Source organism: Xanthomonas sp. 3075, assembly GCF_014197275.1.
GTDB lineage: Bacteria > Pseudomonadota > Gammaproteobacteria > Xanthomonadales > Xanthomonadaceae > Xanthomonas > Xanthomonas campestris_B.
This window is the reverse complement of record NZ_JACIFI010000008.1, coordinates 95,218-115,598: the sequence shown is the minus strand read 5'-3', so window position 1 is coordinate 115,598 and position 20,381 is coordinate 95,218. Positions and strand designations below refer to the sequence as shown.

Annotated in this window: 19 protein-coding genes and 1 other RNA gene; 9 read left to right on the top strand and 11 right to left on the bottom strand. The window is 65.6% G+C overall.

Translation table 11 applies throughout. The annotated features are described in order from the left end of the window. Positions 1-40: 40 nt before the first annotated feature. Positions 41-691, bottom strand: a complete 651-nt coding sequence (locus GGR62_RS09715) for a thiol:disulfide interchange protein DsbA/DsbL (protein WP_184407693.1) — start codon at positions 689-691, stop codon at positions 41-43. A 97-nt stretch (positions 692-788) separates the two neighbouring features. Further along, entirely contained in the window at positions 789-1,586 is a 798-nt protein-coding gene (locus tag GGR62_RS09710) for a c-type cytochrome (RefSeq protein ID WP_184407692.1), read from the bottom strand. Positions 1,587-1,730: 144 nt separating this feature from the next. On the opposite strand from GGR62_RS09710, the gene yihA reads away from it, so the two are divergent. Further along, on the top strand, positions 1,731-2,354 hold the full coding sequence (yihA, locus tag GGR62_RS09705; protein ID WP_184407691.1) for a ribosome biogenesis GTP-binding protein YihA/YsxC: 624 nt from the start codon (positions 1,731-1,733) through the stop codon (positions 2,352-2,354). A gap of 172 nt (positions 2,355-2,526) precedes the next feature. Here yihA and GGR62_RS09700 read toward each other — a convergent pair whose 3' ends face one another. Then, entirely contained in the window at positions 2,527-3,222 is a 696-nt protein-coding gene (locus GGR62_RS09700; protein WP_184407690.1) for a VIT family protein, read from the bottom strand. A gap of 215 nt (positions 3,223-3,437) precedes the next feature. Between GGR62_RS09700 and GGR62_RS09695 the strand changes: the two genes are divergently transcribed. Then, positions 3,438-4,802: a glutamate--cysteine ligase gene (locus tag GGR62_RS09695; RefSeq protein ID WP_184407689.1), complete on the top strand. Its 1,365-nt coding sequence runs from the start codon at positions 3,438-3,440 to the stop codon at positions 4,800-4,802. Between the two features lie 236 nt (positions 4,803-5,038). On the opposite strand, the gene GGR62_RS09690 is transcribed toward GGR62_RS09695, so the two are convergent. Both GGR62_RS09690 and GGR62_RS09685 read right to left on the bottom strand, forming a co-directional pair. Then, on the bottom strand, positions 5,039-6,559 hold the full coding sequence (locus tag GGR62_RS09690; protein ID WP_184407688.1) for an ATP-binding protein: 1,521 nt from the start codon (positions 6,557-6,559) through the stop codon (positions 5,039-5,041). Then, the gene (locus GGR62_RS09685; RefSeq protein ID WP_326520249.1) at positions 6,556-7,275 is read right to left on the bottom strand and encodes a response regulator transcription factor; all 720 of its coding nucleotides are present in this window, start codon (positions 7,273-7,275) and stop codon (positions 6,556-6,558) included. The genes GGR62_RS09690 and GGR62_RS09685 overlap by 4 nt, the downstream gene beginning before the upstream one ends. Before the next feature lie 137 nt (positions 7,276-7,412). On the opposite strand from GGR62_RS09685, the gene GGR62_RS09680 reads away from it, so the two are divergent. Continuing rightward, entirely contained in the window at positions 7,413-8,513 is a 1,101-nt protein-coding gene (locus GGR62_RS09680) for a glycosyltransferase (RefSeq protein ID WP_184407686.1), read from the top strand. Between the two features lie 46 nt (positions 8,514-8,559). On the opposite strand, the gene GGR62_RS09675 is transcribed toward GGR62_RS09680, so the two are convergent. Further along, positions 8,560-8,636, bottom strand: a non-coding RNA gene (locus GGR62_RS09675) — sX9 sRNA. Positions 8,637-9,122: 486 nt separating this feature from the next. Here GGR62_RS09675 and GGR62_RS09670 point away from each other — a divergent pair. The 4 genes from GGR62_RS09670 (at position 9,123) to fghA (ending at position 12,105) form a co-directional block, all read left to right on the top strand. After that, positions 9,123-9,398 (top strand): metal-sensing transcriptional repressor, encoded by a 276-nt coding sequence (locus tag GGR62_RS09670; RefSeq protein ID WP_184407685.1) that lies wholly within the window; start codon positions 9,123-9,125, stop codon positions 9,396-9,398. Positions 9,399-9,462: 64 nt separating this feature from the next. Then, positions 9,463-10,572, top strand: coding sequence for an S-(hydroxymethyl)glutathione dehydrogenase/class III alcohol dehydrogenase (locus GGR62_RS09665; protein WP_184407684.1), 1,110 nt, complete (start codon positions 9,463-9,465; stop codon positions 10,570-10,572). Between the two features lie 67 nt (positions 10,573-10,639). Continuing rightward, positions 10,640-11,215: an S-(hydroxymethyl)glutathione synthase gene (gene gfa / locus GGR62_RS09660; RefSeq protein ID WP_184407683.1), complete on the top strand. Its 576-nt coding sequence runs from the start codon at positions 10,640-10,642 to the stop codon at positions 11,213-11,215. Positions 11,216-11,274: 59 nt separating this feature from the next. Then, entirely contained in the window at positions 11,275-12,105 is an 831-nt protein-coding gene (gene fghA / locus GGR62_RS09655) for an S-formylglutathione hydrolase (protein ID WP_184407682.1), read from the top strand. Positions 12,106-12,722: 617 nt separating this feature from the next. Here the strand turns inward: fghA and GGR62_RS09650 are convergent. Then, entirely contained in the window at positions 12,723-14,138 is a 1,416-nt protein-coding gene (locus GGR62_RS09650; protein WP_184407681.1) for a PLP-dependent aminotransferase family protein, read from the bottom strand. Between the two features lie 128 nt (positions 14,139-14,266). Between GGR62_RS09650 and GGR62_RS09645 the strand changes: the two genes are divergently transcribed. Both GGR62_RS09645 and GGR62_RS09640 read left to right on the top strand, forming a co-directional pair. Continuing rightward, the gene (locus tag GGR62_RS09645; RefSeq protein WP_184407680.1) at positions 14,267-15,058 is read left to right on the top strand and encodes a PhzF family phenazine biosynthesis protein; all 792 of its coding nucleotides are present in this window, start codon (positions 14,267-14,269) and stop codon (positions 15,056-15,058) included. Further along, complete coding sequence (locus GGR62_RS09640; RefSeq protein WP_184407679.1) at positions 15,055-15,981, top strand: EamA family transporter; 927 nt, start codon at positions 15,055-15,057, stop codon at positions 15,979-15,981. Before GGR62_RS09645 ends, GGR62_RS09640 begins: the two co-directional genes overlap by 4 nt. 232 nt (positions 15,982-16,213) lie before the next feature. On the opposite strand, the gene GGR62_RS09635 is transcribed toward GGR62_RS09640, so the two are convergent. The 4 genes from GGR62_RS09635 to GGR62_RS09620 all read right to left on the bottom strand — a co-directional run bounded on the left by GGR62_RS09635 (position 16,214) and on the right by GGR62_RS09620 (position 20,304). Next, positions 16,214-16,552, bottom strand: coding sequence for a hypothetical protein (locus GGR62_RS09635; protein WP_184407678.1), 339 nt, complete (start codon positions 16,550-16,552; stop codon positions 16,214-16,216). Positions 16,553-16,784: 232 nt separating this feature from the next. Continuing rightward, positions 16,785-17,729 (bottom strand): DegV family protein, encoded by a 945-nt coding sequence (locus GGR62_RS09630; protein ID WP_184407677.1) that lies wholly within the window; start codon positions 17,727-17,729, stop codon positions 16,785-16,787. Between the two features lie 423 nt (positions 17,730-18,152). Then, a complete protein-coding gene (locus GGR62_RS09625; protein WP_184407676.1) occupies positions 18,153-19,751 on the bottom strand; it encodes a rhamnogalacturonan lyase B N-terminal domain-containing protein in 1,599 nt (532 codons plus the stop codon). Between the two features lie 226 nt (positions 19,752-19,977). Next, positions 19,978-20,304, bottom strand: coding sequence for a hypothetical protein (locus GGR62_RS09620; RefSeq protein ID WP_184407763.1), 327 nt, complete (start codon positions 20,302-20,304; stop codon positions 19,978-19,980). Positions 20,305-20,381: the final 77 nt, after the last annotated feature.

Genomic DNA, 20,381 nt, shown 5'->3' with positions numbered 1-20,381 from the left:
GCATGATGCCACGGGCCGCCGTCGGTGGCGGTTACGCAGTTCAGGGCTTGGCAGGTGCGGCGTGCTCGCGCGCGATCAGATAGTCGGCCACGCGCAGCATGTCCGGGTAATTGCGCGCGCCGATCAGATAGCGCCCGTTGATGATGATGGCCGGGGTGCCGGGGATCTTGCTGCGTTTGGCGAAGGCGCGCGAGGCATCGAGCTTGGCCTCCACCGCCGGACTCTTGAGCGTATCGATGAAGCGCTGCGGCGCAATGCCGTAGTTGGCGTAGAACGCTGCCAGCTCTTCCGGGGCCACGTTCTGGGTCGGTACGGTCTGCTTTTCGTGGATCGCCTCGAACATCGCGCGATGGCTGCGCTTGGCCACGCCCAGCATGTCGGCGGCGAAGTAGGCGCGTGCGAACGCATCCCAGAATCCGCCGAATGCCGCCGGCACCGGGGTGAAGCGCACATAGGCCGGCTGCTTGGCCGCCCAGGCTTCCAGCACCGGCTCGAAATGCGCGCAGTGCGGGCAGGTGTAGCCGAACATCTCGGTCACTTCCACCTTGCCGGCCAGCGGCGCGTAGGGCTGGCCGCCCTCGATGAGGGTGTAGTCCTCGCCCTCGACCGGCACCGCCTTCTTGTCGGCGGCACAGGCCGCCAGCGGTACCACGATCAACAACAGCAAGGACAAGCGGGAAAACAGATTCATGCAGGCTCCGTAGGGGATGCGAGAGGGAGAGCGGGAAACGACGACGCCGGTCGCGGGACCGGCGTCGTGACGCGGTGGGGCCGTGGCGGCGGTCAACTCATGAGCGCGCCGGCGTTGTGGCCGGTGCCTGTGCGGCGGCGGCATCGTCGGCGCGGTTGTGCAGACCCTGCAGATAACTGGCCAGCGCCTGGATCTCCTGCTCGGTCAGCGGGTGCGCCACCTGCGCCATGATATTGAACAGCGCCGGATTGCGCTCCTGGGTGGTACCGGCCTGGTATTCCTTCAGGCGTCGCGCCACGTACTCGGCATGCTGGCCGCCCAGGCGCGGATACGCCGGACCGGGATTGCCGCTGCCGGATGGCCCATGGCAGGCCATGCAGGCCGGCAGGCCGCGTGCGACATCGCCGCTGCGGTAGAGCTTCTCGCCGACCTCGTAGAACTTCATGCCCTGGTACGGCCCCTCGTTGACCACGGCATCGTCGGCCACCCCGGCGGCAGACTTCTGCGTGGCGAAGTAGGCACCCAGGTCGCGCATGTCCTGCGCAGTGAGGTCCTTGACGAACGGCACCATCACCGCCGACATGCCGCTATTGCGCTCGCCGCTGGCGATCAGGGCGACCTGATGCGCCACGTAGCGCTCGGTCTGGCCGGCGATGCGCGGGTACATGGCTAGCGCCGGATTGCCGTCCGGGCCATGGCAGGCCGCGCAGGCGGCGGCCTTGGTCTGGCCGGCCTTGGCATCGCCCCAGGTGGTCTTGGACAGGTCCACCTCCAGCGGCGCAACGCGCACGGCAGGCGGATCGGGGATCGGCGTGACTGCCGATTGCGCAAACGCCACGGCGGCAATGACCGGCACGGCGAGGGCGGTGAGAACTAGCACACGAGCATGGCGCATCAGCTAAAGCTCCGTATGGACCCGGCCCGCGCGCGTTGGGTGCTGGCAGTGGCAGGCGTACTTCGATTATCGACACGCCTTTGCGCCAGGGTCAACGAACAGTGCAGCAAAACTGCCAACGCCCGAACGTGCGATCCTAGGGGGATGTCGCTCCTTATCGAACAAGCCCGCTACCACCTGTCCGCCCACAACGCCCGGCAACTGCCGGACGACGGCGGCTACGAGGTCGCCTTCGCCGGCCGCTCAAACGCCGGAAAATCCAGCGCGCTCAATGCGCTGACCCGCCAGAACGCGCTGGCCCGGGTGTCCAAGACCCCTGGCCGCACCCAGCAGCTGGTGTTCTTTCAGATCCAGCCCGAGCGCTATCTGGTGGATCTGCCCGGTTACGGCTACGCCAAGGTGCCGCAGGACCTGCAGGCGCACTGGCAGGCCTTCATCGACCGCTATTTCCGCACCCGCGAGGCGCTGCGCGGGCTGGTGGTGGTGATGGACATCCGCCATCCGCTCAAGGATTACGACCTGCAGATGCTCGGTTATGCCGCCGAACGCGGCCTGCCCGCGCACGGATTGCTGACCAAGGCCGACAAGCTCGGCCGTGGCCAGCAGATGCAGACCCTGCAGAAGGTCAAGAAGGAAGTGACCTCGCGCTTCGGCGACAGCGTGACCGTGCAGACCTACTCCGGCGAATCGCGCCAGGGCGTGGACGAACTGCGCGGCATCGTCGGCGGCTGGCTGGGCCTGGAGACGGCGCCGCCCGCGCAGGCGTGATCGACGCTGGTCTGCATCGGGCGCGCGCGGTCAGCGATGCTCGGCGGAGGCTGGCGGAGTTCGGTGCAGTTCCTGGTGCGATGCGACGATCGGTCCACTTGCCGGGCGCCGTCAAGGGATCGGCCGCTGCGGACTCGCCTCACGGCCCATCACGCTCTAGGCCTGCCGCGCTTTAGACCTGCACGCCGAACAAGCTGCCGACCAGGCCGGTGGCAAGCATCGCCGCCGCACCCCAGAACACCACCCGCAGCGCGCCGCGCCACATGCGTGCGCCACCGGCGCGCGCCGCCAGTGCGCCGGTGAAGGTCAGTCCGGCCAGCGTCGCCGCGCCCGTTGCCCAGATTTGCCCGCCGGCCGGTGCAAGCAGAGCGGCAAACACCGGCAGGACCGCGCCGGCAATGAATGCTGCCGCCGACGTTGCTGCGGCCTGCAGCGGACGGGCGCGCGCCGTTTCGGTGATGCCCAGCTCGTCGCGTGCATGGGCTTGCAGGGCGTCGTGAGCGGTGAGCTGTTCTGCGACACGGCGTGCCAGCGTGGGGTCGAGGCCGCGCTGGCAATAGATGGCAGCCAACTCGTCCAGTTCGCTTTCGGGAAAGTCCTTCAGTTCGCGGCGCTCGGTCGCCAGGTCGGCGTGTTCGGTGTCGACCTGCGACTGCACCGAGACATACTCGCCCGCTGCCATCGACATCGCACCGGCCACGGTTCCGGCAATGCCGGTCGCCAGGACCACCGAGGCAGAAGCGCCTGCGCTGGCCACCCCGACCACCAGCCCGGCGATCGAGACGATGCCGTCGTTGGCACCGAGCACGGCTGCACGCAGCCAACCGCTGCGGTCGGTGCGATGAGTTTCGGTGGGTTGCGCAGGCATGTCGGGGTCCGTTGGCTACCAGGAGCGTATGCCAAGCCATTGCCATCGGAGTGACTGTCTCGCAATCGCATCGGGCCGCTTAGTGCCCATGGATGGAAATCTCAGACCTGGCCGGTGACCGCGATTCTTCCATGACCTACGGTTATAGTGCGGGCCTTGCGGTGGCTGGGGAGGATCCCCACATCGTTCCCCTAAATTTTCCTGCGAGCCTGCCCTTGTCGAGTCCCAGCCACGTTGCCGAAACGCCGATCACCGAACGTGCGGAGCTGGTCCAGGTGCTGGCCTCCGGCGAGAAGCCCAGCGCCGACTGGCGGATCGGGACCGAGCACGAAAAGTTCGGCTTCCAGCTCGATGACCTGCGCGCGCCCACCTTCGAAGGCGCGCGCGGCATCCAGGCCTTGCTGACCGGCCTGACCCGCTTCGGCTGGGAGCCGGTGCAGGAAAACGGCCGCACCATCGCGCTGCTGCGCGACGGCGCCTCGGTGACGCTGGAGCCGGCCGGCCAGCTGGAACTGTCCGGCGCGGCGGTGGAAACCCTGCATCACACCTGCGTGGAAACCGGCACCCATCTGGACGAAGTGGCCCAGGTGGCCGGCGAGCTGCAACTGGGGTTTCTCGGCATGGGCTTCCAGCCGAAGTGGCGCCGCGACCAGATGCCGTGGATGCCCAAGGGCCGCTACCAGATCATGAAAAACTACATGCCCAAGGTCGGCTCGCTCGGTCTGGACATGATGACGCGCACCTGCACGGTGCAGGTCAATCTGGATTACGCCACCGAAGCGGACATGGTGCAGAAGTTCCGCGTGTCGCTGGCGCTGCAGCCGATCGCCACTGCGTTGTTCGCCGATTCGCCGTTCACCGAAGGCAAGCCCAACGGCTACCTGAGCTACCGCTCGCACATCTGGACCGACACCGACGCCGATCGCACCGGCATGCTGGATTTCGTGTTCGAGGACGGCTTCGGCTACGAGCGCTACGTCGATTACCTGCTCGATGTGCCGATGTATTTCTCCTACCGCGACGGCGTCTACGTCGATGCCAGCGGGCAGAGCTTCCGCGATTTCATGCAGGGCAAGCTGCCGGCACTGCCGGGCGCGTTGCCGACGCTGCGCGATTGGTCGGATCACATGACCACCGCGTTCCCGGAAGTGCGTTTGAAGAAGTATCTGGAAATGCGCGGCGCCGATGCCGGCCCGTGGAATCGCCTGTGCGCGTTGTCGGCGTTCTGGGTTGGGCTGTTGTACGACCAGACCGCGCTCGATGCGGCCTGGGACCTGGTCAAGGATTTCAGCCCCACCGAGCGCCACGCCTTGCGCGACGGCGTGCCCAAGCATGCGCTGGGCCTGCCGTTCCGCAACGGCACCGTGCGCGATCTGGCAGTGGAGGCGGTCAACATCGCCCGCGAAGGCCTGCGTCGGCGCGCGCGGTTGAATGCCGACGGTCAGGATGAAACCGGCTTTGTCGATGTGATCGCCGAGATCGCCGAAAGCGGCGTGACTGCCGCCGAGCGCAAGCTGGCGCTGTATCACGGCGCATGGAACGGTGATATCGATCGCGTATTCCGCGAGTTTGCATACTGAGCGCGTGCTGACGGCAAGGCGGCGCGGCCGTGTTGCTGTGGCGCGCCGAGCGCAGGTTCGCGCGCGCTGATCGGGTGCGCCGCGGCGCTACCGGTGGCCTGCCGCCTACCGTGTTCTTGCCCGGACTGCCGCACCGCTAGCGATGGTGCTGGGGCCAGGCGCGCTCTGCTTCTGACCATGCCGTCGCAGTGACGCGTGCCGCTCCCGGAATGGCAGGCCCAACGCCGCTGCGGAGCTCAGCGTCGCTCCGGCATGCACGGCAGGCGCACCGTGACCCGCAGCCCGCCACCGGCACGATTGTCCAGGCGCAGATCGCCGCCGTGTGCCAGCACGATGCTGTGCGCCACCGACAGGCCCAGCCCGATGCCGCCGGTGTCGCGGTTGCGCGAGGATTCGCCACGCACGAACGGCAGCAGTAATTGCTCGCGCTGGCTGGGGTCGATGCCGGGGCCGTCGTCGTCGATCCACAACACGCCGTCTTCGCCATCACGTTGCAGTTGCAGGCGTGCGCGTCTGCCGTATTTCAACGCGTTTTCCAGCAGGTTCATCACGGCCCGACGCAACGCCAGCGGGTCGCCGTCCAGGGTGATCGCCCGGCCTGGTAGCAACTCCGCATCCGCGCCGATGTCGGCGGCATTGTCGACCACGCTTTCCACCAGCAGGCGCAGGTCCAGCGGTGCGCGTTCGCCGCGGTGCCGGTCGTTCTGGATGAAATTCAATGCTGCGGAAATCATCGCCTTCATTTCGTCGATGTCCGCCAGCGCCTTCTCGCGTAGCGGCGGCTGCAGGCCATCCAGGCGGAACGACAAGCGCGCCAACGGCGTGCGCAGGTCGTGCGCGATGGCCGCCACCATGTGAGTGCGCTCGTTGATCAGCCGGTTCAGGCGTGCCTGCATGGCGTTGAACGAATCGGCTGCGCGCACGATTTCCGGCGGGCCGCTACGTTGCAGTGCGGCCGCATCCGGGTTGCGGCCCAGGCGATCGGCAGCTTCGGCAAAGCGCTTGATCGGCGCCGACAACGCGCGCGAGAACCACCATGCCAACGGCACGTTGGCCAGCAAGCCGGCCAGGAACAACAGCGTGACGTGGGTCTTGAACTCGGCCGACAGGCGCCGCGGTGGAGATTCCACGGTGCGCCAGCTGCCATCGGGTTGCTGCAATGCGGCGGTGAAGCCATCCAGCAACGGCACGCCCGGGGTCAGGCGCTCGCTTTCCCACCCCGCCTGCAGGTCGTCCGGGCGTAGCCCATTGCCGAACGGCGGCTCGCCAGGCTGGCGGTTGGGTGGCCAGTCGTCGGGCAATGGCGGTATCTGCGGCTCGCGGTCGCGTCCGTTGCCAGCACTATGGTCGTTGCCAGCACTGGCAACCGACGCGTGCGGTTGGCTGGGCGCGGGTTGCGGCTGGAGCATTTCGAGCCGATTGGCTTCGCGATCGTCGGCGCTGCGGTAGAAGCGTACGCGTTGCTCGGGCACGTCCAGCCAGTGGGCCAGCAGCATTTCGGCAAAATGGTCGCGCACCTGGCCTGCCGGCGGCGTCGGGGCCTGGGCGGACTCGTTGACCTTCAGGGTCTGGGTGCCGGCCGGCATGCGCGTGGACAGCAGCGCCACCACCTCCGGCGGATGCACCGGCAGCTCGTAGACCGGCGTGCGCATCACCAGCAGGGAGATGCCCACCGCCTGCGCGGTGAGCAGGGCCACCGCCAGCAAGACGAAGGTACGGGCAAAGATCGACAGCCCGCGACGTGCCGGTTTGCTCACAGACGCGAGACGCCCGGCAGCAGCATGTAGCCCTCGTTGCGGACAGTGCGGATCAACTCGGTATGCACGCGCTCGTTGATCTTGCGGCGCAGGCGGCTGATCTGGCTGTCGATGGCGCGGTCGTAGACGTCGGTATCGCGGCCACGGGCGTAGTCCAGCAGCTGGTCGCGGCTCAGCACCCGCTGCGGATGCTCGACGAAGGTGCGCAACAAGGCAAACTCGCCATCGGACAGATTGATGAAGATGCCGGTGGGGTCGCGCAGATCGCGGCGCACCACATCCAGGCGCCAGCCGGCGAACTCATAGACATTGCCCCGGTGATCGGCTTGCTCGCTGGCAGCCTGGCTGCGGCGCAGCAAGGCGCGCACCCGCGCCAGCAATTCGCGCGGATTGCAGGGTTTGGCCAGATAATCGTCGGCCCCCACTTCCAGCCCGATGATGCGGTCGGTGTCGTTGCCCAGCGCGCTGAGCATGATCACCGCCGGTGAGCCGCGCTCGCTGGCCAGGGTGCGGGCGGCGCTCAAGCCGTCTTCGCCAGGCATCATGACGTCGAGGACGATCAGGTCGGGGCGGCGCTGCGCTATCATATTGCGCATCTCTGCCACGTTTTCGGCAACGTCCACCAGATAACCATGGGCGCTGAGGAACTCGCCGATCAGCTTGCGCAGGTCCGGGTCGTCGTCGACCACAAGAACGCAGGGTTGTTGCATGTCCATGGAGGTCATTGTCGGTGGCGCGGAGGTTGGCCCGCGTAGGGTAGTGGCTACCGGATACATGGTGCTCCTCGTTGCAGGGCAGGAGCACGCATCATAATGATCGAATTTGTCAACTATTGGCACACGTGTGACGCAACATGACAGAACGGAACATCGCGCAGGAACCCACGACATCGACACTCCGCCGCTGCAATGGCGCATGTGCGCATGACGAAGCGTTTCCGATGATGCGGGTGATCAGCCGCGACAATGGCGTGGGCCTGACCCGAGACATGGAGCTGATGGCGCAGACACTGCGTGCCGGCGGTGTGCCGGTGCAGGAAGTTGGTTTCACCAGCCAGCGTCTGCAGGACACCGCGCGCGAAGCCCGTCTGTGGGCCAGCCGCGCGCTGTTCGGGCGGGTGCCGTTGCAGATCTTTTCCGAACGCGTGTATGCGCGTTGCCTGCCGCTGGGCCAGATCAACCTGCTGGTGCCCAATCCGGAGTGGTTGCTGCCCAAGTGGTTGCCGCGTCTGCCGCAATTCGATGCGGTGCTGTGCAAGACCCATCACGCCGAGCGTATCTTTCGCAGTCTGGGCTGCAGCACGCGCTATATCGGCTTCACCAGCCCCGACCGGCACGATGGGCAAGTGACGCGTCAGCGCGCCTTTTTCCATCTGGCCGGGCGCAGTACCGCCAAGGGAACCCGCGTACTGCTGGAGACCTGGCAGCGGCATCCGGAATGGCCGCTGCTGACGGTGGTGCAGAATCCGCGCACTGCCGGCAAGCCGGTGGTGGCGCCCAACATCGACCACCGCGTGCGCTATCTCAATGATGCCGAACTGCGTCGGCTGCAGAATGCGCACCTGTTTCATATCTGCCCGTCCGAGGCCGAGGGCTTCGGTCATTACCTGATGGAAGCGCTGAGCGTAGGTGCGGTGACGCTGGCCACCGACGGCGAGCCCATGAACGAGCTGGTCAGGCCAGAACACGGTGTGTTGATTCCGGTGGCCGAGGTGCGCCAGCGGCGGTTGGCCTCGTATTACTACGTGGACGCCATCGGCATCGCGCAGGCGGTGGAAGCCGCACTGGCATTGCCGCAGGCCCAGCTGGAGCAGCTGTCGGCCAATGCGCGTGCGTTCTACCAGGCCAACGACGCCGCGTTTGCGGCGCGCTTTCGCGACGCGGTATTGTCCAGCCTGCCTGGCCACGCGGTGGAGCAAGCCGTCAGTGTGGCGCCGGCTGTCCTCAAGAACTGATGCTCCACTGTTGGTTCCGCAGGATCTGCGGCAGCGGTAGAACAGTGGCTGACCCAACATGGCGAGAGGCCGTCAGGTGGGTGCGGACGGCCCGCTCGGAACCGGCGTGTACGGAGCGTACATGCCGCTTGCAGGCACTGGCTGCGCAGTAGCGCCATGAGCCGCGCTGAGTGCATGCCGGCCCGCACCAGTTAGCGGCGTGGAGCGGCAAATGCCGCGCATATCCGCGTGCAACGCTCCCTGGTCACACGCAGTACGGCCCGCTTTGCACATACGCGCATGGCGTGCGCGGTGCGCGATCCACAGGGGGAATGATGTGTGTGCAGTCCGATCTCCACTGCATATGTGCGACACGCGCATCTGCGCGGTGCGCTGCTGCTGCGCCGTCGGCACCTCTGCGTAGCCCAGGCGAATCCTGGGTAGATACAAGACCACGCTGTCTGGCGAAGTCTACGAGGGGGCGCGTGATTCCTGGAAGGCATCTCGGCCCGGCAGGCCGTCTCGTCGTCGCGGACGACCGCTACACCGGTATCGCCTGGCGGAGCAGCGGCCTGTAGTTTTCTTCGCCAGACGTCATATACTACCCCCCAGTATCCGGCCGGGGCCGTCATGCCACATTCGCCGCAAGAGAAGAAACGGGCGCTGGCACGCGTGCGGCGGTTGCGCGGGCAGTGCGATGCGCTTGAGCGCGCGTTGCAGGCGGGCGCAGACTGCGGCCCCGTTCTGCAGCAGATCGCCGCGATCCGGGGGGCCGTCAATGGGCTGATGTCGCAGGTGTTGGAGGCACACATCCGCGAAGATTTCGGGCATGCCGCCGCATCCGATGCGCAACGTGCAGCGCGCGTGCAGGAATTGCTCGGCCTGGTCCGGTCTTACCTCAAATGAACTCCCACCGGGCCGGCGCATGCCGCGCCCGTCCTTGAACATCCTCGTCAGGAGCGCTATCCCAATGAAATCCCGTGCAGCAGTTGCATTCGGACCCGGCAAGCCGCTGGAAATCGTCGAGATCGACGTTGCACCGCCGAAGGCCGGCGAAGTGCTGGTCCGCATCACCCATACCGGCGTGTGCCATACCGATGCCTTCACGCTGTCCGGCGATGACCCGGAAGGCATCTTCCCGTCGGTGCTGGGACACGAGGGTGGTGGCATCGTCGAGCAGATCGGCGAGGGCGTCACCAGCGTCAAGGTCGGCGACCACGTCATCCCGCTGTACACGGCCGAATGCCGCAAGTGCAAATTCTGTCTGTCCGGCAAGACCAATCTTTGCCAGGCGGTGCGTGCCACGCAGGGCAAGGGATTGATGCCCGACGGCACCACGCGTTTCTCCTACAACGGCGAACCGATCTACCACTACATGGGCTGCAGTACTTTCAGCGAGTACACCGTGGTGCCGGAAATTTCGCTGGCGGTGGTCAATCCCGAAGCACCGCTGGAAAAGGTCTGCCTGCTCGGCTGCGGCGTCACCACCGGCATCGGTGCGGTGCACAACACCGCCAAGGTCAAGCCGGGCGAGAGCGTGGCGGTGTTCGGCCTGGGCGGCATTGGTCTTGCGGTCATCCAGGGTGCGGTGCAGGCCAAGGCCGGGCGCATCCTGGCCATCGATACCAACCCGGGCAAGTTCGACCTGGCGCGCAGCATGGGCGCCACCGATTGCATCAACCCCAAGGACTACGACAAGCCGATCCAGGAAGTGATCGTGGAGTTGACCGATGGCGGCGTGGATTTTAGCTTCGAGTGCATCGGCAACGTCAATGTGATGCGCTCGGCGCTGGAGTGCTGCCACAAGGGCTGGGGCGAGAGCGTCATCATCGGCGTGGCTGGCGCCGGCCAGGAAATCAGTACCCGTCCGTTCCAGTTGGTCACCGGCCGCGTCTGGCGCGGCAGCGCCTTCGGTGGCGTCAAGGGGCGCACGCAATTGCCGGGCATGGTGGAGCAGTCGATGAAGGGCGAGATCGATCTCGATCCGTTCATCACCCACACCATGCCGTTGGAAGAGATCAACGAAGCCTTCCACCTGATGCATGAAGGCAAGTCGATCCGCACCGTGATTCATTTCTGACCACACGGCCAGGAGCGGCGCGCGGCCGCTTCCGCGCACGTGGGACCGAGACTCCGGGAGGGGCATGATGGCTAACGTGTCGATTCATCCTTCGGTAGATGGGGGCATTGCGCGAGGTGGTGCAGAAAACTTTCAAGGGGGAACCCTCGAATGTCACTGCGCCAGCGACAAGGTGGTAGTGGAAGTGGCTGCGCAGACCGCACACAACCACGCATGCGGTTGTAGCAAATGCTGGAAACCCGCGGGCGCGACGTTTTCCGTGATTGCAGTAGCGCCGCGCGACAAGGTCAAGGTGCTTGCGCACGAAGAAAAGCTGAAGATCGTCGATGAAAGCGCGATGATCCAGCGACACGCCTGCACAGCATGCGGCGTGCATCTGATCGGCCGGATCGAGAACAAGGAGCATGCGTTCTATGGGCTGGATTTCGTGCACACCGAGCTGTCCAAGCAGCAGGGATGGTCGGCGCCAGGCTTTGCCGCATTCGTCTCGTCCATCATCGAAACCGGCACCCCGCCGGAGCAGATGGATGGCGTGCGTGCGCGTCTGACCGAGCTGGGGTTGGCGCCCTACGACTGCCTGTCGCCGGCGTTGATGGATGCGCTGTCGACGCAGGTAGCGCGCAAGAAGGGCGTGTTGCACTGATGGTCCAACCCTGCGCCCGCTGATCCGGGCGCAGGGTTTTCTCTTCGTAAGGAATCTTCATGGAACGTATCGAACACCGTGCCTGTTTTGGCGGTTGGCAGGATGTGTATCGGCATCAGTCGCAGAGCCTGGGTTGCAGCATGCAGGTGGGTGTCTATCTGCCACCCCAGGCCGCGGATGGCCCGTTGCCGGTGCTGTACTGGCTCAGCGGCCTGACCTGCACCGAACAGAACTTCATCGGCAAGGCCGGTGCGCAGCGCTATGCCGCCGAGCATGGGGTGATCCTGGTCGCGCCGGATACCAGCCCGCGTGGCGACGATGTCGCCGATGCAGAGGGGTACGACATCGGCAAGGGCGCCGGCTTCTACGTGGACGCCACCGAGCAGCCGTGGGCTGCGCATTACCGCATGTACGACTATGTTGTGAACGAATTGCCGGCGTTGATCGAAGCGCACTTTGCCACCACCGGCGCGCGCGCGATCAGCGGCCATTCGATGGGTGGTCATGGCGCCTTGACCATTGCGTTGAAAAATCCGGGGCGCTATCGCAGCGTGTCGGCGTTCTCGCCGATCGTCGCACCCAGCCAGGTGCCGTGGGGCGAGAAAGCGTTCGGGCAGTATCTGGGTGACGATCGCGACAGCTGGAAGGCGTACGACGCCACCGCATTGATCGCACAGGTGCAGGAGCGCTTGCCGCTGTTGATCGATCAGGGCGATGCCGACGAGTTTCTTGAAAATCAACTGAAGACCGGCTTATTCGAGGCGGCGGCAAAGGCTGCCGGGTATCCGCTCACAGTGCGGCTGCAGCCTGGCTACGATCATAGCTATTACTTCATCGCCAGCTTTATCGGCGAGCATATTGCGCATCATGCTGCGGCGTTGCATGGCTGAGTGTGCGCTCAAGTAAGGTCGACGCACGGCGACGCGATTGGCGTGGCCGTGTTGCCAGGGTTGATGACGTACGACTGCCACTCGACGATTTTCTTTCTCCTGCGTGTGGGAGAAGGTGCCCCATAGGGGCGGATGAGGGCGCATGTGGAGCTTCGTGCAGTTGGAACACTAAGAGGGCTTCGCCCCGTGCCCTCACCCCAACCCCTCTCCCGCAGGCGGGAGAGGGGCTAATGCGTATTCGATCTTGACGTCCTTCTCCCACGAGTGGGAGAAGGTGCCCCGCAGGGGCGGATGAGGGCGCGTGTGGAGCTTCGTGCAATTAGAAGATTACGAGGGCTTCGGCGCGTGCCCTCACCCCAACCCCTCTCCCGCAGGCGGGAGAGGGGCTACTGCGCGTTCGATCTTGACGTCCTTCTCCCACGAGTGGGAGAAGGTGCCCCGCAGGGGCGGATGAGGGCGCGGATCGCAGCTGGTAGTCAGGGCAGCGGTGCGCCCAACGAAGAAGACCGACGTCCCGCGGAAGAGCCGGGCTCCTTGGCTCACCCATGGACGTTCGGGCGGAGCAGTTGCGGCGACACGACATCCTTGGTTATCCACTGCCACTGCCAACCCTGCAGTCATCGCTCAGACGCCACCTGCGCCGCCAGCTTGCCCAAGCGGCGCATGGCGCGTTCCAGTGTGTCGCTCCATGGCTGGCCGCAGGTCAGGCGCAGATGATCGGCATAGTCGCCACGGCTGGAATACAGATGGCCGGGCGAGGTGCCGATGCCTTCGGCCAGTGCCGCCTCGAACAAGGCTTGACCACTTCCGCCGTCAGGCAATTGCAGCCATAGCGACAGTCCGCCGGCCGGGTCGCCCACCCGCGTGCCCTCAGGCCAATGCCGCACGATCGCATCGCGCAGGCGTTGGCCGTTGTCGGCCAGGGTGCGGCGTAGCTTGCGCAGATGCCGTTCCAGATCGTGTTGCGCCAGATAATCTGCCAAGGCCAGTTGCGGCAGGCTGGCGCTGCCGACGGTGGAAAAATACTTGGCGCGCACCAAGGCGTCGGTCCAGTCACCACCGAGCAGCCAACCGACGCGCAAGCCAGGCGACAGCACCTTGGAGAACGAGCCGCAGGTGATGACGTTGGCATGGGTGTCGAAATGGCGTAGCGGCCGTGGGCGTTGTCCCGACCAATCCAGCTCGCCGTAGATATCGTCCTCGATCACCACGGTGCCGTGACGCGCGCAGCTGTCGAGCAATGCGCGCTTGGCAGTATCGGGCGTCAGGCTGCCGTTGGGATTGTTGAAGTTGGGCACCAGCACCGCCGCACGCACGGGCGCGCGTTGCAGCAACGCTTCCAGACGCGCGACATCGATGCCGTGACCGGCGCGGTTGGGGACTTCCAGCACCTTGAGCCGCAACGCGGCCACTGCCTGCAAGATGCCGTGGTAGGTAGGTGTTTCCACCAGGACCACATCGCCCGGTGCGGTGAGCGCGCGCAACGCCAGGCTGATCGCTTCCATCGCGCCTGCGGTGATCACTACTTCATCGGCGGCGACGGGCGTTGCGCAGTGGGCGTACCGCTGAGCGATCTGTCGTCGCAGTGCGGGGTGGCCCTGCGGCGGTGCGTAGTCCAGCGCAGCCGTGCGTTGGCGACGCAGTTGGCGCGATAGGGCCGCCGCCAACTGCGCAGTCGGCAATAGCGCAGGTGCGGGAGTGGCGGTGTGCAGCGGCAGTAGATCGGTGCGCGCCAGGGTGTCGAGGACGCGCTGTAGTGCCGGGTTATCGATGATGCCCGGCTTGCGCCGCCGTGCCGCCGGTGCTGCCGCCGGCATCGCAGACGCCATGCTGCGCACGAAGTAGCCGGAGCGCGGCCGCGCCTGTACACGTCCCTCGCGTTCGAGCTGCAGGCAGGCCTGCACGGCCGTCGCCGTGCTGATGCCGTGATTGGCCGCCAGTTGCCGGATCGACGGCAGGCGTTCGCCCGCGCGCAAGGTGCCGCCTTCGATCTGCTGCCGCAATTGCATGGCCAACGATTCGTACAGAAGCATGCGCCGCGCCTTCCATCTGTATTGGTCTATTTGCAGCGTATCTGAATCTGTCATGGTCGTGTGCTGCGGCGCAGACTGCGTGTGCCCGGTCAGTACGCCCGGCGATGCTCTTTCCCATGAGGTTGGTCGTGCTGCTTCCTGTCTTCATCGTCGATGCGTTCACCACGGTACGTTTCAACGGCAACCCTGCAGCCGTGGTGCCATTGCAGGCCTGGCTGCCGGAGTCGCTGATGCAGGCGATTGCGGGCGAGCACAATCTGTCGGAGACCGCGTTTTTCGTCCGCGACGCCAGCGGTGTGTTCGATATTCGTTGGTTCTCCCCGACCAGGGAGGTCGGCTTTTGCGGGCATGCGACCTTGGCCAGTGCGTTCGTGCTTGCGACGCATCAACGCGTCGCGTTTCCGTTGCGATTGCGCGCGGCGGCGGTCGGCGAGATCGAGATCGCCCGGGTGGACGAGAACACGTTCGAGTTGCGCTTCCCCAACCAGGCACCATCAGTGGTCGCGGTGCCGCCGCCGGCGCTGTTGGAAGCGTTGTCGATTCCGCCACAGGCAGTGCATGCAAACGCGCAGGCGTATATCGCCGTATATGCAGATGAAGCACAGGTGCGCGACGTGGTGCCTGATCTGCGGCGAATGCTGACGCTGGCGCCGCGCGATGTGGCGATCACCGCACCAGGCATCGGGCACGATTTCGTCTCGCGTTATTTCTGGCCGGCCAATGGCGGTAGCGAGGATCCGGTGACCGGTTCGATTCATGCCGCGCTGGCGCCGTTATGGGCGCAACGGCTTGGGAAAACCGAGTTGCGTGCGCGACAGGTCTCTGCACGCGGCGGCGAGCTCGATTGCCGCGTCGAGCCGCAGCACGTGTCTGTGCGCGGTAGCGCTGTCCAGTATCTGCAGGGAACGATCGCCGTATGAGCACGTGCTTCTCGATGCAAACGACGACGGTCGGTGCGACGCGTCGCGCGGTCTGGCAGCTGCTGGTGGCCGAAGTGCTGATCGGCTCGGTCGGCGTGTTCGTCCACGAGAGTGGTCAGGATCCGGTCACTGCGGTGTTCTACCGCTGCCTGTTCGGTGCCCTGTTCCTCACCGTGTGCGGGGTGATCGGCGGGCAGCTGCGCGGGCTATGGCGCGAGCATGCGTTGCTGCGCGATGCCAGCATCAGCGGCGTGCTGCTGGTATTGAACTGGGTGGCCCTGTTCGCGGGGATGGCGCGTTCTTCGATCGGCGTGGCGACAATGGTCTACCACGTGTTTCCGTTCGTGATCCTGATCCTGGCAGCGTTGCTGCAGGGCGAGCGCACGCGGCGTGCCGATCTGGGCTGGACGGTACTGGCGTTTGTTGGCGTGGCCTGTTCGGCCAATCCGGCACGGCTGTGGCAGGCGGCCGATCGCGGCTACGTGATCGGTATCGCGCTGACCTTGCTGGCCGCGCTGTTGTGCGGTGCCTCGTTGCTGATGTCGCGGCGCATCAGTCGCGAGCGGCCGCTGGCGGTGGTGACGGTGCAATGCTGGGTCGGCACGGTATTGCTTGCCGGATTTTCCAGCAGCGCTGTCCTGCATCCAGGCGTGCATTGGCTGTGGCTGGTGGGATTGGGCGTGATCCACAGCGGCATCGTCTACGTGCTGTTCTATTCGGCGTATCGCCACTTGCATGTGGCCACGATCGCAGTACTGGCATTCGTGTATCCACTGGTCACGCTAGTGCTGGATTACCTGCTGTACGGCCACGCGCTGGTGCCGGTGCAATGGGTGGGTCTGGCGCTTATCGTGCTCGGGACATTGGCAGTGAATCTGAAGTGGCGTTGGCCACGGCGTGCCGCCGCCAGCGCACTGACGTAAGGAGTGGCCGCTACCACGTAACGAGCCGTCGTCTTTCTGGCGTGGGCAGCGTGCCGAGAAACGGAGCGGATACGCGCACTGGTTCCCAGGCTCAGGCCAGAGACAACGCGCGGTGATTGGCGCAGGCAGATGCGGCGAACGTGTCCGCACTAAAGCGGCGCTGCCGTCTCACTTTAAGCAGCCGCGCGACCAGACTGGCTGCGCGGCGGTGTTCAGGTGTGATCAAACGCGCTCAACGTACGTCGCGCAGTTCCCAGTGATGTCCGGCCAGCGCTTGCATGCGCAGCTTGAGCAGATCGCCCGGGATGCTGGTGGTGGCGACCAGATCGATGCGCAGATCGCCCTGCTGACCGGTCACCGTCGCCGACGGATCGGTCACGCCCAGGCTCGGGTCCACTGCATCCGGGTCCGGTTGCAGCTGGCGCCAGCGCTCGAACCAGGACCCATCACGCAATGCGGCCTGCAACTGCTCGGCGAAGGACTCGGCACCATGGGCAGTGAAGCTCACGCTCGGGTCGCTGCTGCGGGCGAGTTTGGGGTCGGGCAGGCTGATCGAATAGGTGACGGGCATGGGCAAAGACTCCGGTGGATGACGCCGGCACGTTAGTGCAGCGGCGGTGAGTGCTCCGTCGACGCACATGCGCAGATGCGCGTCGGCGAACGCAGTAGAGTCGGCGACGCGACCAGCATGCGGCCAGACGCACCCGGGACGACCGGCAAACGCTGCCTATCTGGCGCATGCAGGGGCTGTGTACGCCGCCCGGACCACGCGGCCACCGCTCGCAAGGTGGGATCCGTAGCGCTCAGGCCGAGAACGCATGCGGCTCGGCCGCGAACGCCACTGCCAGCGCACCCTTGCCCACGTTGACCATGCCGGTCAGGCTCATCACGCTTTCGAACAATTCCACGCCTTGGTCCCGGCAGGCAGTCCGCAAGGTGCTGTAGCCGGGCAGCGCGTGCAACTCGGCGAGCTCGCCGCCATAGCCAACGCACACGGTGGGTGTCATCAGGCCTTCGCGAATCTTGCGCACGGCAAAGCCGAACAGCTTCTCGGCCGACGGCTCGAAGCCCTTGAGTTTGGCGACTGGCTCGGTGACACCCCGATAGGCGCGCAGCACCGGCTTGATATCCAGCGCACTGCCCAGCGCTGCGCCGATCAGGCCCACGCTGCGATCGCCCTTGGTGCGTGCACGCGCACGCAGGTAGTAGAGATCGCGCGGAATCATGTAGCCGTACGTATGTTCGGCCAGCTGTTCCAGGCGCGCGCGAATGGCCGCCACGCCCTGGCCCTGTTCGCGCAGGCGGACCGCCTCCACTGCTGTGATCCCCTGGCCGGCGAACAGGCTCAAGGTGTCGATCACGCGCAAGGCAAATGGCGAGCTGTGGCCGGCAGCGCGACGCACCGGTTTGTAATCGTTGAGGATGGCGAAACTGGCCTGGGTGGCGTTGTCGAAGATCTGGCTGCGCAGCTTGGAAATGGTCAGGCAGAACACGTGGTCGTAATCGATGACCAGCTGTTGCAGGAACAGGTCGCGGATCTGGTTGACCGACAGCGGGGTGGTCTCCGCTTCGTGACCGCGCTCGGCCACGTGCGCCTGCAGAAAGCTCAGCGTCGCCTCCTCATCGCGGTGATCGGCCAGCACCGCTTCGCCGATGCGCACGCTGATCGGTAGCACGATGATGTCGTTGTGTTGGATGAAGTCCTGCGGCAGATCGCACGCACTGTCCACCACGATTCCGATGCGCATCGTCGCCCCCTTCGGCCATTGCGTCTTCCAGGGGCGCACGCTATCGCAAAACGGCCGCTGGGCGTAGCGCCGTCGGTCCGGTGCGGCGCATGACACCTGCTGGCAAGCTCTTCCATATATTGCGTTCGGGCTGCAACAGCTGTCGCGCGCCCTGCATGATCCGGCGAGTGGGCGCGCCTCCAGCCCCACGGTGCGCGGATGTGGCGACGCACCATGCATGCACGCCAGCTTGCTGGGCATCGGAGCGAGAGCCGCGCAGCGATGGCAAGTGGACGGATGAATCGAGCATCGGCGCAGGCTGGGCCTCTGTAGCAGTCACCAGAAACATCGGCGCAATTGCCGGGCGAGCGCGGTCACTGCGATGGCGCCGCGCGACCACGGCGATACCGGCGCTGCACATGGCACGCTCCGCGCCGGCCATGTTCACATCGCCACCAGTTGGATGCTGTCGAACACCAGTGCCGGGCCGAGGAAGCCGTTGTCCGGTGCACCGGAGGCAATGTCGATATCCAGACGGTTGATGCCGGCCTGCAACGCGGAGGCGGGGATATTCACTTCGTACAGCGTGTTGTTGCCGCGCGCGGTGCCACGCGTGATGCCGCGTGTCTTGGGCTGGTTGGGCGCAGCCGGCAGCGGTCCGTTCCAGCGCGCATTGACGCGGATCTGCGGACGCGCATTGGCCTGGGCCAGCGGCACGAAGATGCGCAGGCGATAGCCATGCACCTCATCGGCGGCCAGGGAAAACGCGATGCGTGTCGGCGAATTGATGTCGCGCCACTGCAGTGCCGGAACGTTGTCCGCACTGCTCGAGCCGACGCTGTAGGTGGCCGCTGTCCAGCGCATGCGCTGGTCGGATGGATGTGCGTGCGGCAACAGATCTGCGTAGCGAAAGCCCGCCGGAGTGCCATCGGGCATGCCGATCTGCCATCTCACCGTGCCCGGCAATGGGACCGCTCGCAATGAGGCTTGCGTGGTCGCGTTGGCGAAAATCTGGGTATCGCACTGCGCCACTTCCAGTTCGTTCTGATAGAGCGTCATGCGGTAGCGGCCCGGACGCACGCCGGCGATCTGGTAATGACCGTTGTCATCGGCACGGGTCCAGTATTCGGCCTGGTCGTTGCTTAGCCCGACCACCGCCGGTTGCCCAGGCAGCACGCCGCTCACGCGCCCGCTCACCGCGCCGCGCCCAGCTTTGGCCAGATATCCGCTCAACCCCAACGTGGCGACAAAACCGGTCTCCAGCTGCATGCCGGAGGGCGCGCCACCATCGGTGAACAGCAGCGCGTAGACACCGTGCAACCCCGCCCGGAACGCTTCGGTCTGGGTGTGATCGGAATACATGTAGTTATAGAGTTCATGGGTCGTGCGCGTCTTTTGCGTGGCGATGTCCTTGAAGAACGGCCCGCCCGAACTGCGTTCGCGGTTGCCCATCAGCATGAATACCGCCACGCCCGGGCCGCTGACCCCATGCAGCTGATCGTCGATCATGCGTCGCGCCGAGTAGAACTTGGAACTGGTCCGTCCATCCGGCAGCAGGAACACATCGTGGCCCTCGATCGGCGTGCCTACGTTGGAATCGGGTTGTTGCAGTGCAGTCGGCAACTTGGACGCGTTCAAGCGGGCGACGAAGCGTAATTCGCCGATCGGCAGCAAGGTCGGTGCGTAGGTCGCCATGTAGATCGCATTGCGACCCTTGCGCGCGATGTAGGTCTGGGTCAGGTCGCCGGCGCTGGCCCAGACCACGATCGATTCGCCCAGCGTGCGCGTGTGCACGCTGGCGCTGGCAAGGCCCGAGGCTAGATGCGAGCCTTTGGGCTCAGTGGTCTGCAATTCATTGTTGCGGTAGCGCATCGACACGATATCGCCGTTGTTGGCGTCTACCGAAAACACCAGCTCGGCGCCTGTATCCACGACGATGCGGTCACCGCTGCGGGTGGCGCCGAACGCGGCCAGGGCGGGTGCGCTGACGCCGCCGTACAACAACAAGGCGTATGCCAGGCGGCGCAGGATGGAGCGGGGCATAGCGCTTTCCATGTCGAGGTAAGTGGCCGTCGTTCTACCGGCACGCGGTCCCAGGTAGCGTGCGCCATGGCAGCGCCGGCCAAGTGTGCAGAGCGTGCGCCGCGCTTGGACAACCGCTATGAAACGCACGCCGTTTCATGCCTGGCCTGGGAGCAGGATGCGGCGACGTGCGGTGCGGGTACGCCGATGTCCTGCACAGGTGCTGCGCTGCAATCGGCCGCTGATCTCAGCGCAATGCGGCGCGCGCCGCCTCGATGGCCGCGATCCATTCCACGCGCTTGCCGAGCACGAAGCGATATTCGCTACCGTCGTCGACTTGTATCGCCAGCGATGTCGGCGCCAACGGCAGCAGCCCGAACACACGTGTCCAGCGCCGCTGCATCGCTACGATCCGGGTCAGGTGCAGCGTCAGCGATCGGGTCTGCACATTGAAATTATGCGGCTGAAACAACAGCGCATCGACAGTGAGGATCAAGCGCCCGCCCACCGCGCCCAACCCGCGTTGCAGATTGGCCGGGGTCTGGCGTAGTACCACCCGATCGATCGAGCGCAATCCGCCGCCCTGAAACAGCGCGGTCACTGTTCCGCTCCCGCCGCAGGGCTCGGCTGAGCCGTTAGCGGCGAAGTGCC

What these genes read in the sequence shown, in the direction of transcription:
- GGR62_RS09715 (WP_184407693.1), bottom strand. Translation starts at nt 691, where the DNA reads ATGAATCTGTTTTCCCGCTTGTCCTTGCTGTTGTTGATCGTGGTACCG.
- GGR62_RS09710 (WP_184407692.1), bottom strand. Translation starts at nt 1,586, where the DNA reads ATGCGCCATGCTCGTGTGCTAGTTCTCACCGCCCTCGCCGTGCCGGTC.
- yihA (WP_184407691.1), top strand. Translation starts at nt 1,731, where the DNA reads ATGTCGCTCCTTATCGAACAAGCCCGCTACCACCTGTCCGCCCACAAC.
- GGR62_RS09700 (WP_184407690.1), bottom strand. Translation starts at nt 3,222, where the DNA reads ATGCCTGCGCAACCCACCGAAACTCATCGCACCGACCGCAGCGGTTGG.
- GGR62_RS09685 (WP_326520249.1), bottom strand. Translation starts at nt 7,275, where the DNA reads ATGGACATGCAACAACCCTGCGTTCTTGTGGTCGACGACGACCCGGAC.
- GGR62_RS09680 (WP_184407686.1), top strand. Translation starts at nt 7,413, where the DNA reads ATGACAGAACGGAACATCGCGCAGGAACCCACGACATCGACACTCCGC.
- GGR62_RS09670 (WP_184407685.1), top strand. Translation starts at nt 9,123, where the DNA reads ATGCCACATTCGCCGCAAGAGAAGAAACGGGCGCTGGCACGCGTGCGG.
- GGR62_RS09665 (WP_184407684.1), top strand. Translation starts at nt 9,463, where the DNA reads ATGAAATCCCGTGCAGCAGTTGCATTCGGACCCGGCAAGCCGCTGGAA.
- gfa (WP_184407683.1), top strand. Translation starts at nt 10,640, where the DNA reads ATGGCTAACGTGTCGATTCATCCTTCGGTAGATGGGGGCATTGCGCGA.
- fghA (WP_184407682.1), top strand. Translation starts at nt 11,275, where the DNA reads ATGGAACGTATCGAACACCGTGCCTGTTTTGGCGGTTGGCAGGATGTG.
- GGR62_RS09650 (WP_184407681.1), bottom strand. Translation starts at nt 14,138, where the DNA reads ATGCTTCTGTACGAATCGTTGGCCATGCAATTGCGGCAGCAGATCGAA.
- GGR62_RS09640 (WP_184407679.1), top strand. Translation starts at nt 15,055, where the DNA reads ATGAGCACGTGCTTCTCGATGCAAACGACGACGGTCGGTGCGACGCGT.
- GGR62_RS09635 (WP_184407678.1), bottom strand. Translation starts at nt 16,552, where the DNA reads ATGCCCGTCACCTATTCGATCAGCCTGCCCGACCCCAAACTCGCCCGC.
- GGR62_RS09630 (WP_184407677.1), bottom strand. Translation starts at nt 17,729, where the DNA reads ATGCGCATCGGAATCGTGGTGGACAGTGCGTGCGATCTGCCGCAGGAC.
- GGR62_RS09625 (WP_184407676.1), bottom strand. Translation starts at nt 19,751, where the DNA reads ATGCCCCGCTCCATCCTGCGCCGCCTGGCATACGCCTTGTTGTTGTAC.